Genomic DNA, 14,667 nt, shown 5'->3' with positions numbered 1-14,667 from the left:
GGCAAATCCGTCCCGCGTTTCACCAAAGCTGCCTGCAAGTCGATCCTCCGCACCACACAACAAGAGGCCGGACCTTTCGGCCCGGCCTCTCGATCCTTGTGGGATCAAATTCCTGAAATCAACCGACTAAGCGGCGTTTCGAACTTACCCTGCGTCCGTTTCGTCGAGCAGCCAGTCGGGGCCAACGGCATCGACGCGGCGGCTGAAGGTCCAGATGTCCACCGCCTCGATCGCATCGTCCAGCGAACCGGCGATCACGTGACCTTCGGCATCGCGCGTCACCGCCGCAATGTCCGAACGGAAGCGGATGGTGATGCGGGCAAGCCCGTTGTCGACACCGGCGCTGACGATCGCGGCTTCCTCGATGCGGATCAGGCGGTTGTCCAGCGTTTCGCCGGCTGCAAGCCGCGCATCGATGGCGCCGCTGAAGCTGTCGTAGACGTCGCCGTCGCACAGGGCGCGAAGCTCTGCCTTGTCGCCCTTCCAGAACGATTCCAGAATCAGGCGGTAGGCGCTGCGCGCACCTTCGACGAAAGCGAAAGCGTCGAAGCGACGGTCCGCATTGGCGATTTCGGCAAGACCACGCTCAACCGAGGGCGGCGCAAGGGGCATTTCCCGCTGGCGCGGCGCGAAGGGCTGCCGTTCGGCCTGCTTGGCGTCGGGCTTTACCTCGGCCTTGGGCTGCACGGGGACGCGCGGCGCACCGGGCTGGCCCTGGCGGCCCTCGAAGCGTCCCTGGATCGGCTCTTCCTCATGCTCGGCACGACGGCCGAGTACCGAATAGAGCCGCAGGCCAAGGAAGGCTGCGATCATGGCCAGGATCACGATTTCCGGTGTCACGTTCCTTTGTCCATCCTTTGCTTGGACGCTTCTTTTTCGGGTGGTGCGAGCCTCGGCAAAGTGCGGAGAGGGGGCGAATCGCCCAAGTCCACATAGAGGCCGGGCACGCGCCCGGAAGCGTCATCATAACCTCAGATAGGTACAGTTTACAAATGAACAACGTGTGAGCGGCGGAATCGGGGATTTTTTCGTCAATCCGCGCGGCGATCCCGCTTTTCCTTCCTTGTCCAACGCGCAGACCTGCAACGGGTTGCCCCTTTCGGGCCAAAAAAGCCCCCGCAACAAAATCCGCACCGTACCTTCCACCGCCCGCGAAAACGCGCTACGCGCCCCGCTGACTTTTACCAGACTTTCATCCGTATCCTTATAGACGGGACAGAATCGAAATGGCCGACGAAGGCAACGTCATCTCCGACATCAACCTCGGCAATGCCGACGATAATGCGCCGGCCGCCGGCATCATCTCGCAGTACGTGAAGGACCTCTCGGTAGAGAACCCGAATGCGCCGCAGAGCTTCTCGTGGCAGAACCAGCCGCAGGTGGACATCCAGTTCAACATCGGCGCCCGTCCGATCGACGGCGAAGTGCACGAAGTCGAACTGAAGATCACCGTCGCCGCCAAGGCTGACGAAGGCACCGCCTATGTCGTGGATCTCAGCTATTGCGGCCTCGTCGGCATGCGCAATCTGGACGAGCCCAGCATGCACGCCTTCCTCTATGCCGAAGCGCCGCGCATCCTGTTCCCGTTCGCCCGCCGCGTCGTTGCCGACGCCGTGCGCGATGCCGGCTACCCGCCGCTGATGCTGGAGCCGATCGATTTCAACGGCCTCTACTTCCAGCAGCTCGCCGCCCGGCAGCAGGCCGAAGCCGAAGGCATGGGCGAACCGGCCGGCCACGCCTGAGCCGCGCGCCAAAGCCGATGACATTCAGGCCCGTCCGCACCCTGCCAGCAATGGCGAAGGGCGCGGGCGGGCCTTTTGATATTTGGGGACCCCGAGGGGCATGAATCTTACCAAGGCGCTTGCCAGTGTCGGCGGCCTTACGCTCGCCAGCCGCGTGCTCGGGCTCGTGCGGGACAGTCTGTTCGCGCGCTTCGTCGGTGCGGGCTTCGCCTCGGACGCGTTCCTGATCGCCTTCCGCCTGCCCAACATGTTCCGCGCACTGTTCGCGGAAGGGGCCTTCGCATCGGCCTTCATCCCGATGTTCAACCAGAAGGTGGCGGACAAGGACGGGCCCGGGCTTCCGGCAGGCATCACCTTTGCCGAACAGGCGCTTTCGGTGTTGTTGCCGATCCTGGTGGTGATGACCATCATTCTGGAAGTCTTCGCCTGGCCGGTGACCTTGGTGCTCTCCGGCGGCTTCAACGGCGTTTCGCATGACCAGTTCGCCTTCGCGGTCATGCTCAGCCGCCTCACCATTCCCTATCTGGGGCTGATCAGCGTCGTTTCGCTGCTAGGCGGCATCCTGAACTCGCTCAACAAGTTCTGGGTCAACGCCGCCGCGCCGATCCTGCTGAACGTGACGCAGATCGTTGCGATACTGGGCTTCCACTCCGCCGATCCGTTGGTGACGGCGCGCAATCAGGCCATCGCCGTCTCGGTCTCGGGCGTGTTGCAGCTGATCTGGCTCTACTTCGCCTGTCGCGCCAACGGTGTACCGATGCGCCTGCGCGCGCCGGTCTGGAATCCTGACGTCAAGCGGTTGCTGGCCTTGATCTGGCCCGCTGCCGCCGGTGCCGGCGCAGTGCAGATCAATCTTGTGGTCTCCACCTTCCTTGCCGCCACCTTCCTTGCCCACGGTTCGGTCACGTACATCTACATGGCGGACCGACTAAACCAGCTGCCGCTGGGCCTGATCGGCATCGGCCTTGGCACCGTGCTGCTGCCCACCATCTCGCGCCAGCTTGGCGGCGGGGAGGATGCCGCGGCGATGGACACGCAGAACCGCGGCATGGAACTGGCGCTGCTGCTCACCCTGCCCGCCTCGGTGGCGCTGATCGTCTGCGGCCAGCCGATCGCCGCCGCGCTGTTCGGCTATGGCAAGTTCGATGCGGGCGACGTGGCCCGCACTGCAGAGGCGCTGGCCGCCTTCTCGGTCGGCCTGCCCAGCTATATCCTCGTCAAAGTGCTGACGCCGGGGTTTTACGCCCGTCAGGACACCCGCACGCCGGTGCGCTATGCGATGATCTCGATGGCGGTGAACCTCGTGCTCAACCTCGCGCTGATCATGCCGCTGCAGCACATGGGGCCGCCGCTGGCCACCGCCATCGCCTCCACCGTCAACGTCGCCATGCTCTACTGGACGCTGGTGAAGCGCGGCCATTTCCAGGTCGACGCCCGCCTGAAGCGCCGCGCGCCGCGCCTTGCGCTGGCCGCCATCGCCATGGGCGTGGTGCTGTGGTTCGGGGAGGACATGCTGACGCCCTACCTCCACGGCAGCTGGCTGATGCGCGGCCTTGCGCTGGCAGTGCTCGTTTCGGCAGGCGGCGTGGTCTACGCGCTGGCAACCTTGGTGACCGGCGCCTTCACCCGTGACGATCTGGCCCTGCTGCGCCGTCGCAAGGCGGCGTAAAGCGCACCGAATGGGCTCCTTCGGCAGCCATGACCTAAAACTCCGTCGCCCCCGCGAAGGCGGGGGCCCCGCTTCCTATTGGCCCAGCCGAAAGAACAAGCGGGATCCCCGCCTTCGCGGGGATGACGGGGTGGGTATTGGCAACGGGACGGACGCTCTTCCCTCAGCGGTCAACTATGCTATGAGCCACGCCCATGCAGAGCCTTTCGCATCCGAAGTCTGCCGAAACCCGTCGCCTCTCGTGGCGATGGCGGAGTGTCGCGCGCGTTTCGCGCTGACCCTGCCTGCCTGCGCGCCCCAACCGGCGCACCCAAACCACACATCTGACAACCCATAAATCGCGAAGGACGCGTCCATGCGTATCGTCTCCGGCATTCAGCCCACCGGCAACCTGCACCTCGGCAACTACCTGGGCGCCATCCGCAACTGGGTCTCGATGCAGGACGACGCCACCGCCAGCGGCGGTGAGTGCCTCTACTTCCTGGCCGATCTTCATGCGATCTCGATGCCGCACACCCCGGCCGACCTTTCGGCCAACACGCGCGAGATGGTGGCCGCCCTCGTCGCCTGCGGGATCGATCCCGATCGCTCGATCCTGTTCAACCAGGCGCAAGTGCCCCAGCACGCGGAAATGCAGTGGCTGCTGAACGGCACCGCGCGCATGGGCTGGCTGAACCGCATGACGCAGTGGAAGGACAAGGCCGGCAAGAACCGCGAAGGCCAGTCGGTCGCGCTGTTCACTTATCCGGTGCTGCAGGCCGCCGACGTGCTGATCTATCAGTCCACCCACGTGCCGGTGGGCGAGGACCAGAAGCAGCACCTGGAACTCGCGCGCGACATCGCGCAGAAGTTCAACAACGACTTCTGCGCCGAAGACGCGCCGCTGTTCACGCTGCCCGCGCCGTTCATCCCGCCCGAAGCCGCCCGCATCATGAGCCTGCGCGACGGCACCTCGAAGATGAGCAAGTCCGACCCTTCGGACATGGGCCGCATCAACATGACCGACGACGCCGACACCATCATGCAGAAGGTGAAGAAGGCCAAGACCGATCCCGAGCCGCTGCCTTCGGAAAAGGCCGGTCTGGAAGGCCGTGCGGAGGCGAACAACCTCGTCTCGATCTATGCGGTGATGGCCGGCACCACGGTCGATGCGGTGCTGGCGCAGTTCGGCGGCCAGGGCTTCGGCGCGTTCAAGCCGGCACTGGGCGAACTGCTGGTGGAGAAGCTTTCGCCGATCAACGCGCGCTTCGTCGAACTGCGGCAGGACCGTGCGGCGCTGGACGCGATCCTGAAGAAGGGCGCCGAAAAGGCCCGCGCGCTGGCGATCCCGACGCTGGAGAAGACCTACGAAGCGCTGGGTCTGGTTCGCGGCTGATCGCGTTATGGTGGGGGCGGTCCGGCATGGATCGCCCCTCCACCCTATCCTATCGCGCCATGGTCGCAGGCGCGGCGATCGTCATCGCCAGATGCGACTGCGGCCCACCCGGACCGATCGCGGCCATTCGCGGCGTGACCGACGCGTAAGTATCGTGAAAGCAATCCAGCCTCGCACGCTCCGGCGCGGCGACCTGCTGGTGCCGGGACGGATCGAACACGGCATAGCTGCATAGCACCCTGACGCCGCGCCGCACGCGCGACGCCATTTCCGCCTGCCCCGCTTGCCCGTTCAGGTCGAGGCCGGTCAGATCGATCCGCGCGGAGTAGATGCCATCGCTGCCGGGCCCGTAGATGCCCAGCCATTCCGGCCCCTGATTGCGTTGACCGATGGCGGTGATCTCGCTTTCAGCCGGCGCCGAAGCCGCAGGCGTCGCCGGCGCACATGCGGCAGCCAGCGCCAGAACATATCCCAATCTGACCATGAAGCCCTCCACCTTAGAGTCACTTTCCGATCCCACATCGAAAAGTGCGGTGGCGCCGATGCCGTGAAGTCGGGAGCTGTAGGTCACAGCAAGACTTCGCCCGGCCATCACGCAGGGGCGTCGGACGAAGCGGCTACGCCCGCCCGAAGGGAGGTCAAACGGATATTCTTAAGTCGTTATTCCGGGATGGAATAAAGCGTCGATGGCGTATCCATTTAATTTCGCGAGATATTATTGGCCACTCGCACCCAACACCTTGATGGAAAATGGGAAGCTGACACCGGCCATTCCGCCGTGACAGGTCAAGCCAAAAGCTTTGCCCGCCGCCGCGCCCACGACTCGGCCAGCGCGTCCACTTCGCCCAGTGCCTCCAGCCCTTCGCGGTCCTTCTTGTGGTCCCCGGCGATCAGCAAACCGAACACGCGCTGCACATTCCATTCGGGCCATGGCCGCGCGACCAGCTGCATCGCATCCCCGGCGGCGACGTCGCCTTCCTCGATCACCCGGTAGTACCAACCCGCGCGGCGCGATTTCACTACGCCGGCGTTGACCGCCGCTCCATCGAATCGATGGTCCAGCTTCCAGCACGGCTGGCGGCCCTGGCTCACTTCCACCAGCGCACTGCCCAGCCGCCAGCGATCGCCAATGCAGATCGCATCCTCGGTCAGGCCATCGGTGGCGATGTTCTCTCCAAAGGCGCCATAGTCTGCCAGCAGCGGGTGATCGCCCAGCACGCCGCGCCAGAAGGCATAGTGATCGTGTGGATAGTGATGGATCGCCTTGTCCGGCCCACCGTGGACCGTCAGATCCGCCTGCGCGTCCCCCTCCAGACCCAGCCGATGGACGCGCACCGGGCCGATCACCGAATGCTTGCCGATGGCGCTGGGCTCGTCCGCCCCGCGAAAAGGCGCGACCGGGCCGCATTGAACCGAACGAATCGGCACGGAAATTAAGGGGGTGGCACTGGTGGTCATGCCCGATGAGTCCTACATAGCGGTAGCTAACTCAAGCCGGGACCGATCCCCTGACCGGCGAATGAACGCAGCAACGGTCCATCACAGTTGTGCCACCATTCAACCGCTATTCAGGGCATTGATAATAAGGCAGAGTCGCAAGGAATCGCGGGCCGCGCTTGGGAAAGGGCGTTTCGGGCCTAAGGGTTCATGGAGTAAGACCAATGACAAACAATCCCGGAACGCACTTCGGCAGGCTTAGGGTCGCAGCCGTCGCCGTGCTTCTCATGGCGCTGGCCGCTTGCGCCACCCCCTTCAATGCCAACGTTTCGCGTTTCCGGACGCAGCTTCCGGCGCCGGAAGGGCAATCCTTCGTGGTCGTCGCCGATGATCCCAAGCTCGCCGGCGGCCTGGAATTCGCCACTTACGCCGCGCTGGTGCGCGATCGCATCGCCAAGCTGGGCTACACGCCGGTGGACGATCCCGCCAAGGCAACGCTGATCGTGCGCTTCGACTATGGCGTCGATACCGGCCGCGAACGCGTGCGCTCCACCCCCGGCATGGGCGGTTTCTGGAGCCCGTGGTACGGCCCGGGCTTCTACGGCCGCGGCTTCTACGGACGCGGTTGGGGCGGCTGGGGCGGTGGCCCCTGGGCGATGGGCTGGTACGATCCGTTCTTCTCGGGCGGCGTGGATAGCTACACCGTCTTCACCAGCGGCATCTCGCTGAAGATCGACCGTGCGGTGGACAACCAGCGCCTGTTCGAAGGCAAGGCCGAGGCGGTCTCCACCTCGAACCGCCTGCAGTATCTGGTGCCCAACCTGATCGAGGCGATGTTCACCAACTTCCCCGGCAATTCGGGTGAGACGCTGCGCATCTCGGTGGCGCCGGAAAAGAAGTGATCCGATAGGACTGCCCCCGCCGCGACGTGGCGGGAGGTAGTCCGGAACGGGGCAGAAGCGGGCTCGCCGGGCAACCGGTGGGCCCGTTTCTGCTTTATGGGGCTATCTCCCCTAGGCCGTGCCGGATATAGCCCCCCACGAATGAATACCTTCATGGCCATCATGTCGCAGCTCTTCTGGGGGGTGACCGTAGGAGCGCTGACATCGGCCTTCTCAGCCCTTGCCAAAGGCTTGGCGGCCATTGCGGGGGTCGGCGGCGTGGGCTGGTACAGCCTCAAACGCCACCGCGAGAGGCGCGCGCGAATCAATCGCGAGGATTGAGAGCGAGGATTGGTAGCGGCGAATTTTGCCGATCGCGCCGGTTTGCTTCAAACAAATTAGCTTCAAACACCCTGTTAGCCTCAAACATTTCGTCGCCCCCGCGCAGGCGGGGGCCCCGCTTCCTCGCGCGCTAAAGAAAAGCGATCCCCGCGTTCGCGGGGATGACGGGATTGGTTTGTGGAGGTCATCAGACAGAGAACAACGCCCTGACCTTTCAGTGCTTTCACTTGCCAATCCGCGCGGAAAGCAGAACGGGTCGCGCATGGTCGACGACATTCTTGGACAGATCGCCGGTGGCGTCGCCGAAGCTGCGATGGATGCAGCCTCAGACGAAATTCAGCGCCGTTGGGGCTGGAAGGGGTGCCTCAGTACCATCGCAGCGCTAGCGCTGATCATCATGCTGGGGCTGTGGGCGCTCGGCGTCTTCTCGAACGCCTGAGCCCCCACCAAAGCCGGGAAATCAGTTCCCCAGTGCCACCACGCCGCCGGTCGAGCCGAAGCCGCCCTCACCGCGCAGGGTTTCGTCCAGTTCCTCCACCTGCAGCCACGAGGCGCGGGTGACGGGGGCCAGCACGAGCTGCGCCACGCGGTCGCCGCGGCGGATATCGAATGCCTCGGCACCGTGGTTGATCAGGATCACCTTCAGCTCGCCGCGATAGTCGGAATCGATGGTGCCGGGCGAATTCGGCACCGAGATGCCATGCTTCAGCGCAAGGCCCGAACGCGGGCGCACCTGGATCTCGAAGCCTGCCGGGATCGCCATGGCAAGGCCGGTGGCGACGGCATGGCGGCCGCCGGGGGCCAGCGTCACATCCTCGGCCGAGACGATATCCATCCCTGCCGCGCCGTCGGTGGCATAGACCGGCAGCGGCAGGCCCTCTCCGTGCGGGAGGACCTTTACGGCAACGGGAACGTCATTGTCGGGGGAGTGCATCGGTGAACCTTTCGACGAGGAGGCGCGCAACCTCCTCCTTGGGCATTTCGGGAAGAGAAATCACATCGTCACCGCGCACGATGTGCACGGCATTGACATCGCCGCCCATCACATCGCCGGAAACGTCGTTGGCAATGATCCAGTCCGCGCCCTTGCGCTTGCGCTTTTCCTTGGCGTAGCGGATCACGTCTTCGGTCTCGGCGGCGAAGCCGATCAGCAGCGGCGGCCGGTCTGGCCGCGCGGCAACGCTGGCGAGAATGTCGGGGTTTTCGGTCAGCAGCAGTGCCGGCGGGGCCGATCCGCGCTTCTTCAGCTTGTCCTTGGCAACGCTGATCGTGCGCCAGTCCGCCACGGCGGCGACCATTACCGCGATGTCTGCCGGCAGCGCCTGCTTTACCGCATCGGCCATCTGCTGCGCGCTTTCCACGTCCACCCGGTCCACGCCCGGCGGCGTCGGCAGATGGACAGGGCCGGCCACCAGCGTGACCCGCGCGCCGGCCTGCGCGGCAGCGGCGGCGATGGCGAAGCCCTGCTTGCCGGAAGAACGGTTGGCGATGTAGCGCACCGGATCGATCGGCTCCCACGTCGGGCCCGCCGTCACCAGCACATGGCGGCCCGAGAGCGGGCCATCGGCCGGCTTTTCGAACGGCACTTCGGGCGCGGCGCCGAAAGGCTGCGGCACGGAGGCCTGCGAAACGGTGTGGTTGATCGCATCGGGATCGGTCGGCGGGGCTGACCGCGCCGCGCCCTTCTTGACGACCAGCAGGCCTGCCGCCGGATCGGCAATCGCGCCGCCATCCGCGAGCGGGTCGAACATTGCACCATCATTGTCCGGCGCGCCGAAACTGATCGCGCGCTTGGCCTTCTGGAGGCCGCGGCTGATCATCGATCCGCTCAGCCCGCCAAGGCCGTAGCCTTCGCTTTCGGAGGGGCTTTCCTCGGCGGTAGGCTCCGGTTCCGGCGCGGCGAACTGCGGCTGCCACGGGAAGGGATTGGCGAGATCGAGGCCCACCTCGGGCTGCGGCAGCGATGGCACCGAACCGGGCAATGGCGCCACTTCCACCGGGCCAAGCCCCAGCGCCCAGGCAATGCGCTGCCAGATCGCAATGGGATCGGGCAGGCGGCCGGGGCCGAACTCACCGCATGCCATGGTGCCCTCATCGGGCTCCATCACATCCACGCCGGCATCGCGCAGCGTCTGCACGTTGCGCACGGTGGCGGCGTGCTGCCACATGCGCACGTTCATCGCCGGCACGGCCATGACCGGCTTGTCGGTCGCCAGCATCATCGTCGTGGCCAGATCGTCGGCAATGCCGGAGGCCATCTTGGCCATCAGGTCCGCCGTCGCCGGGCAGACCACCACCAGATCAGCCTCCCGGCTCAGCTGGATATGGCCCATCTCGACCTCGTTCTTGAGGTCGAACAGCGAGGTGTAAACCGGCCGTTCGGACAGCGCGGCCAGCGCCATCGGGGTGACGAAATGCGATCCGCCCTCGGTCAGCACGCAAGTCACCTCGCCGCCTTCCTTGCGGATATGGCGCACCAGTTCGCAGGCCTTGTAGGCCGCGATACCGCCGCCGATGACCAGAAGAATACGGGGACCACTCATGGTCCGGGCTTGTGCAACAGCGTTCATGGGTGCGCAATCAGTTTAGGGTGTTTGCCGGAGATTTGGCGAGCTTTGCAGCAACCACAAGCCCTGCCACCGCACGTGGCGCGAAGGCGATGCCAGCGAACATGGCAGGCGCGATCATCGCCCCCCAGTAGAAATTGTCCCACCGCCCCGCCGCCATGAACAGCACGCCGTAGCCCGCCGCCAGCAGGAAGGCGAACGCGCCCTCCGCCCGGTTCCAGCCGAGCCAGCCGAAGGTCATCAGCACCACCGCCGGGCCCGCCAGCCAGTGCGGCAGCCAGCGCAAATTGCTGGACTGGACGACATTGGAGAGCCAACCCGGCAGCCCGCGCATGACCAGCCAGGGCGCGGAGTGCGCATCGCTGGGCAGCACCTGCTGCGCAATGACCGAAAGGTGCCAGGCGAGCACAGCGAAGAACACCGCGATCAGCGCGCTCCAAGCCGCCGCCTCGCGCCAGTTGCGCTGCCATAGCGCGGTCGCGGCCATCAGCGCGACGAAAGGCAGCGAATGCTCGCGGATCGCCAGCGCGAGCGCGGCGGCAGCGAAAGCGGCATGCCAGCGGCCGCCCTGCCCTCGCGTGCCGATCCGATGCAGGCCCAGCGACAATGCGATCAACCCGCCCGCCCAAAGCTCGTGCAGCGGGAAGTAATGCCGGTTCAGGCCCAGCGACGCGCCGACGAAGGCCAGCGCCACGGCCATGCGCTTGAGGCGAGGCGAGACGCCCGCCTCGCCCAGCTTGCGCCACCATACGACGATGATGCCCACCATCAGCGCGACGGCGGCGGCGATCTGCCCCGCGCTGCCCAGCCAGGCATCGAGATAGGCCAGCGTCGGCAGGCGCACCGCGATGGCCGGATTCACCGGATAGTCGCGCGCGCGCTGTTCGGGGACGATAAAGCTGTAATAGTTCTCACCCTTGGCCACGCGGGCGATCGCCACTTCGTAGAGGGCGATGTCCTCGTCATAGGGCTTTGCCGCAGCGGGATTGCCCGCAGCACCCGGCTTTGCGGATGTCGAGACCGGCCCTTCCACCGGTCCGGCCCAGGGCGAGCGATTGCCGGACTTGGCCACCGGCACCATGGCCGAAGCCACCAGCAAGGCCGCCAGCAAAGCCAGCGCCAGCCGCGCCAGCCAGACCGGCCATGCCGCAAAGCGGGTCACAGAGGCGGGTGTAGGAGCGGGCACAGGCGCCGCTCCTTCGGAAAGGCTCAATGCCCCAGCAGAGTCCAGTACGTCAGCGCCCATGCAGCAACACCCCCAAGGATTGCCGCCAGACCATAGCCTAACCAGTGGTTACTTTCGGGTTTACGAGATTCCCCCAGGCCGAGAATAAGGTCGACATCCGGCAGCGGCGCCTGTTCGGGCGCGCCGCCCTTGGGCGGGAACTTCTCCTCGATCCGCCGCACCAGCGCGGGCAGGCGGAACAGGGTGCCCAGGTCTTCGCGCAGACGGTCGGCAATGACCGCCTCCGGCCCCAGTTCGTCGCGAATCCAGCTCTTTACGAAGGGCGCCGAGACGTCCCACATGTTGATGCCGGGATCGAGCGCGGTGGCCAGCCCTTCGACCATCACCATGGTCTTCTGCAGCAGCAGCAGGTGCGGCTGCACGGCCATGTCGAAATCGCGGGTGATCGCGAACAGCCCGTCGAGCATCTGGCCCACCGAGAGTTCGGACACCGGCTTGCCGCGCATCGGCTCGCCCACGGCGCGCAGTGCGGTCGCGAACTCTTCCACCGTGTGGTAGCTCGGCACGTATTGCGCCTCGAAATGGATCTCTGCCACGCGGCGATAGTTGCCGGTGGTCAGGCCATAGAGGATTTCCGCCAGCCACAGCCGCGCCTGCCGGTTGATGCGGCCCATGATGCCGAAATCGATGGCGACGATCGTGCCGTCCTGCTCCACGAACAGGTTGCCCTGGTGCATGTCGGCATGGAAGAACCCGCAGGAAATCGCCTGCGTCAGGAAGGTGAGCACCAGCTTGTGCGCCAGCTTGGGCAGATCGTGCCCGGCCGCGCGCAGCCCCTCGATATTGCTCATCTTGGTGGCGCCGATCCATTCGATCGTCAGCACCTGACCGTTGGTACGGTCCCAGTCGATATCCGGCACGCGGTAGCCATGCGTGCCCTTCATCGCATCGGTCAGTTCCGATGCGGAAGCGGCCTCGCGGCGCAGATCGAGTTCGCGCAAGGTCCAGCGCTTCAGATTGGCGACGACCGCGCGCGGGCGCAGGCGTGCGGCCTCCCCGCCCAGCGCTTCGAGATGCGCGGCGGCCCATTCGTAAGTCTCGACATCGCGCGCGAACTGCTCGCGGATGCCGGGGCGCAGCACCTTTACGGCCACCTCGCGGCCATCGGGCGTGACTGCGCGGTGGACTTGCGCGATCGAGGCGGCGCCTACCGGATTCTCGTCGATAGAAGCGAAGATCTGTTCGAGCGGACGGCCGAAGCTGCTCTCGATCACATGGCGGATTTCGGAGAACGCCACCGGCGGCAGGCTGTCCTGCAAAGTCAGCAGATTGTGCGCGGGGCCTTCGCCGACCAGATCGGGCCGGGTGGCCAGCGCCTGCCCCAGCTTGATTGCCGCCGGGCCGATTTCCTGAAAGGCACCGGCATAGTCCGGCTCTACCGGCTGCCGCGCGCCGAAGCGGGCGATCCGGCACAGGCGCTTCACTTGCGCCGGGGCATTGCGGTCATTCTCGATCCCGCGCAGCGCCCCGTGGCGCGCAAGGACGCGGCCCCATTTGAGGAGCCGCAGGATATGCGTCGTCGAACCCGTCACGCGCCTGGTTACACTTTCCAGCCCGAATGGATTGCGACCAGGCCACCCATGATCGGCTCCACCTTGGTGTGCTTGAAACCAGCCGCGCGGATCATCTTCTCGAATTCCGGCATCGGCGGGAAGCGGCGGATCGATTCGATCAGGTAGCGATACGATTCGGCGTCCCCGGCAATGGCCTGCCCGATCTTCGGCACCAGATGGTGCGAATAGACGTCGTAGACTTCCTTGAAGCCCGGCCATTCGGTGGTTGAGAATTCCAGGCAGAAGAAACGCCCGCCGAACTTCAGCACGCGGTGCGCCTCGGCCAGTGCCTTGTCGATATGGGTGACGTTGCGGATGCCGAAGGCGATCGTATAGGCATCGAAGTGGCGCGCGGGGAACGAGAGTTCCTCGGCATTCTGGCGCGACCAGACGAGGCCGTCGATGCCGCGCTCCATCGCGCGTTCGATGCCGACGTCCAGCATGTCCTGATTGATGTCCGACACGGTGATCGAGGCGCCCTGCGCGGCCATGCGGAAGGCGATATCGCCCGTGCCGCCCGCCATGTCGAGGATCTGCTCGTCGCGATGCGGCTTCACGCGGCGCACGAACTTGTCCTTCCAGAGCCGGTGCATGCCTGCCGACATGGCATCGTTCATCACGTCGTACTTGCGTGCAACGCTGGAGAAGACCGCGCCGACGCGCGCCTCCTTCTCGTCGGTGGCCACATCCTCGTAGCCGAAGGAAACCGTTTCGCTCATGGCGCAGTCCTCTAGCCGTCCGGCCGCGCGGGCGCCACCGGAGTTTTGAAGTCAATTTGTCCTATTGGGGGTTCCGCGAAGCGCCAGCGCCGAGAGCACGATCCCGGCGAGAATCAGCGCCATGCCCGCGAAGTGGTAGGGCATCAGCCGCTCGCCCAGCAGCAGGGCTGAAAGCAGCGCGCCGAACAGCGGCATCAACGTGATCGCCTGCCCCGCCCGCGCGGCGCCGAGTTCGCCCGTCGCGCGGTTGTAGATGAAGTAGGCGATCGTCGAAGGGAACAGGCCGACATAGGCGAAAGCGGCCAGCACGGCCGGGCTCCAGTGCACCACCTGCCCGCTCGCCGCCTCCATCGCCGAAAGCGGCGCCATCGCCAGCGCGCCCAGCGTAAAAGTCAGCAGCAGGAAGACCACCGGCGGCACCGGCGGCCGCTTGCGCAGCAGCACCGTATAGAACGACCAGGCCACCACCGCGCAGAAGACCAGAATATCGCCGCGCCCGAAGCGCAGGCCCATCAGTGCGGCCGGATCGCCCTTGAAGACGATGGCGACGACACCCAGCGTCGAGACGAGCACGCCCAGTCCGTGCAGCTTGCCCGGCCGCCCGCCGAACAGCACGCGGTCCAGCACCGTCACCACGGCCGGGATCGCGGCTTGGAGCAGCAAGGCATTGGCGGCGGTCGTGTAGTGCAGGCCCTTGTAGATGAAGCCGTTGAAGCAGACGACACCCAGCACCCCCAGCACAACGATCCAGCGCCAGCCGGCCAGCACTGCGCGCCATTCGCGCCGCAGCGGTTTCCAAGCAAAAGGCAGCAGCACGGCCACCGCGATCAGCCAGCGCCCGAAGGCCAGCGTGAACGGCGGAATATCGTCGCGCACCGCCCGCCCGGTGATCGAGTTGCCCGCCCAGAACAGCATGACGAGGCCCAGCATGGCAAAGGCGCGAAGATGGGAGCGGTTCTCTTCCATGCGAGGCACTTAGAGGCCGTGTGCGAAATGCGCAAAACTGCATTTGCACTAGCGGGCGAGAGCCTCCACGCACAATCCCGTCGTCCCCGCGAAGGCGGGGACCCCGCTTGTTCTTCTTGGCGCTCCCAAGCTGGGTGTGCTCGTTACGGTCTGCGTGCTCTCCAAAGAAA

General features: G+C 65.6%; 15 protein-coding genes. 6 read left to right on the top strand and 9 right to left on the bottom strand.

Going from position 1 to position 14,667, the window contains the following annotated elements; all coding sequences use genetic code 11:
* Positions 1–144: 144 nt before the first annotated feature.
* Positions 145–840, bottom strand: a complete 696-nt coding sequence (locus ACZ1JV_RS11000; protein ID WP_465136337.1) for a Tim44/TimA family putative adaptor protein — start codon at positions 838–840, stop codon at positions 145–147.
* 386 nt (positions 841–1,226) lie between these two features.
* Here ACZ1JV_RS11000 and secB point away from each other — a divergent pair, with 386 nt between their 5' ends.
* From secB to trpS, 3 genes are all read left to right on the top strand, one after another.
* Positions 1,227–1,742 (top strand): protein-export chaperone SecB, encoded by a 516-nt coding sequence (secB, locus tag ACZ1JV_RS10995; protein ID WP_465136338.1) that lies wholly within the window; start codon positions 1,227–1,229, stop codon positions 1,740–1,742.
* Between the two features lie 100 nt (positions 1,743–1,842).
* On the top strand, positions 1,843–3,411 hold the full coding sequence (murJ, locus tag ACZ1JV_RS10990; RefSeq protein WP_465136339.1) for a murein biosynthesis integral membrane protein MurJ: 1,569 nt from the start codon (positions 1,843–1,845) through the stop codon (positions 3,409–3,411).
* Positions 3,412–3,766: 355 nt separating this feature from the next.
* Complete coding sequence (gene trpS, locus ACZ1JV_RS10985) at positions 3,767–4,786, top strand: tryptophan--tRNA ligase (RefSeq protein WP_465151588.1); 1,020 nt, start codon at positions 3,767–3,769, stop codon at positions 4,784–4,786.
* Between the two features lie 49 nt (positions 4,787–4,835).
* Here the strand turns inward: trpS and ACZ1JV_RS10980 are convergent, their stop codons facing one another.
* Both ACZ1JV_RS10980 and ACZ1JV_RS10975 read right to left on the bottom strand, forming a co-directional pair.
* Complete coding sequence (locus ACZ1JV_RS10980; RefSeq protein ID WP_465151587.1) at positions 4,836–5,357, bottom strand: hypothetical protein; 522 nt, start codon at positions 5,355–5,357, stop codon at positions 4,836–4,838.
* A 215-nt stretch (positions 5,358–5,572) separates the two neighbouring features.
* Positions 5,573–6,244, bottom strand: a complete 672-nt coding sequence (locus ACZ1JV_RS10975) for an MOSC domain-containing protein (protein ID WP_465151586.1) — start codon at positions 6,242–6,244, stop codon at positions 5,573–5,575.
* 203 nt (positions 6,245–6,447) lie between these two features.
* On the opposite strand from ACZ1JV_RS10975, the gene ACZ1JV_RS10970 reads away from it, so the two are divergent.
* The 3 genes from ACZ1JV_RS10970 to ACZ1JV_RS10960 all read left to right on the top strand — a co-directional run bounded on the left by ACZ1JV_RS10970 (position 6,448) and on the right by ACZ1JV_RS10960 (position 7,885).
* Positions 6,448–7,125 carry a DUF4136 domain-containing protein gene (locus tag ACZ1JV_RS10970; protein WP_465136343.1) on the top strand — a complete coding sequence of 226 codons (678 nt, stop codon included), beginning with the start codon at positions 6,448–6,450 and terminating at the stop codon, positions 7,123–7,125.
* A 141-nt stretch (positions 7,126–7,266) separates the two neighbouring features.
* A complete protein-coding gene (locus ACZ1JV_RS10965) occupies positions 7,267–7,446 on the top strand; it encodes a hypothetical protein (RefSeq protein ID WP_465151585.1) in 180 nt (59 codons plus the stop codon).
* A 262-nt stretch (positions 7,447–7,708) separates the two neighbouring features.
* Entirely contained in the window at positions 7,709–7,885 is a 177-nt protein-coding gene (locus ACZ1JV_RS10960) for a hypothetical protein (protein WP_465151584.1), read from the top strand.
* Between the two features lie 21 nt (positions 7,886–7,906).
* Here the strand turns inward: ACZ1JV_RS10960 and dut are convergent, their stop codons facing one another.
* The 6 genes from dut to ACZ1JV_RS10930 are packed head-to-tail and all read right to left on the bottom strand — an operon-like array spanning position 7,907 to position 14,497.
* Positions 7,907–8,380, bottom strand: a complete 474-nt coding sequence (dut, locus tag ACZ1JV_RS10955) for a dUTP diphosphatase (protein WP_465151583.1) — start codon at positions 8,378–8,380, stop codon at positions 7,907–7,909.
* Positions 8,361–9,989, bottom strand: coding sequence for a bifunctional phosphopantothenoylcysteine decarboxylase/phosphopantothenate synthase (locus ACZ1JV_RS10950; RefSeq protein ID WP_465136347.1), 1,629 nt, complete (start codon positions 9,987–9,989; stop codon positions 8,361–8,363). The genes dut and ACZ1JV_RS10950 overlap by 20 nt, the downstream gene beginning before the upstream one ends.
* A gap of 37 nt (positions 9,990–10,026) precedes the next feature.
* Positions 10,027–11,199 carry a hypothetical protein gene (locus tag ACZ1JV_RS10945; protein WP_465151582.1) on the bottom strand — a complete coding sequence of 391 codons (1,173 nt, stop codon included), beginning with the start codon at positions 11,197–11,199 and terminating at the stop codon, positions 10,027–10,029.
* Positions 11,200–11,222: 23 nt separating this feature from the next.
* The gene (gene ubiB / locus ACZ1JV_RS10940) at positions 11,223–12,791 is read right to left on the bottom strand and encodes a 2-polyprenylphenol 6-hydroxylase (RefSeq protein ID WP_465151581.1); all 1,569 of its coding nucleotides are present in this window, start codon (positions 12,789–12,791) and stop codon (positions 11,223–11,225) included.
* 8 nt (positions 12,792–12,799) lie between these two features.
* Positions 12,800–13,531 carry a class I SAM-dependent methyltransferase gene (locus ACZ1JV_RS10935; protein ID WP_465136350.1) on the bottom strand — a complete coding sequence of 244 codons (732 nt, stop codon included), beginning with the start codon at positions 13,529–13,531 and terminating at the stop codon, positions 12,800–12,802.
* Positions 13,532–13,582: 51 nt separating this feature from the next.
* The gene (locus tag ACZ1JV_RS10930; protein ID WP_465151580.1) at positions 13,583–14,497 is read right to left on the bottom strand and encodes a DMT family transporter; all 915 of its coding nucleotides are present in this window, start codon (positions 14,495–14,497) and stop codon (positions 13,583–13,585) included.
* Positions 14,498–14,667 lie beyond the last annotated feature (170 nt).

It is taken from the genome of Novosphingobium sp. BL-S-19, assembly GCF_055521675.1.
Note: the sequence above shows the minus strand (reverse complement) of the source record. Positions and strands in the feature narration are given on the sequence as shown.

Coding starts and splice junctions, on each gene's coding strand:
- dut (WP_465151583.1), bottom strand. CDS start 8,380: ATGCACTCCCCCGACAATGACGTTCCCGTTGCCGTAAAGGTCCTCCCG.
- ACZ1JV_RS10935 (WP_465136350.1), bottom strand. CDS start 13,531: ATGAGCGAAACGGTTTCCTTCGGCTACGAGGATGTGGCCACCGACGAG.
- ACZ1JV_RS10950 (WP_465136347.1), bottom strand. CDS start 9,989: ATGAGTGGTCCCCGTATTCTTCTGGTCATCGGCGGCGGTATCGCGGCC.
- ACZ1JV_RS10970 (WP_465136343.1), top strand. CDS start 6,448: ATGACAAACAATCCCGGAACGCACTTCGGCAGGCTTAGGGTCGCAGCC.
- ACZ1JV_RS10930 (WP_465151580.1), bottom strand. CDS start 14,497: ATGGAAGAGAACCGCTCCCATCTTCGCGCCTTTGCCATGCTGGGCCTC.
- ACZ1JV_RS10975 (WP_465151586.1), bottom strand. CDS start 6,244: ATGACCACCAGTGCCACCCCCTTAATTTCCGTGCCGATTCGTTCGGTT.
- murJ (WP_465136339.1), top strand. CDS start 1,843: ATGAATCTTACCAAGGCGCTTGCCAGTGTCGGCGGCCTTACGCTCGCC.
- ACZ1JV_RS10960 (WP_465151584.1), top strand. CDS start 7,709: ATGGTCGACGACATTCTTGGACAGATCGCCGGTGGCGTCGCCGAAGCT.
- secB (WP_465136338.1), top strand. CDS start 1,227: ATGGCCGACGAAGGCAACGTCATCTCCGACATCAACCTCGGCAATGCC.
- ACZ1JV_RS10965 (WP_465151585.1), top strand. CDS start 7,267: ATGAATACCTTCATGGCCATCATGTCGCAGCTCTTCTGGGGGGTGACC.
- trpS (WP_465151588.1), top strand. CDS start 3,767: ATGCGTATCGTCTCCGGCATTCAGCCCACCGGCAACCTGCACCTCGGC.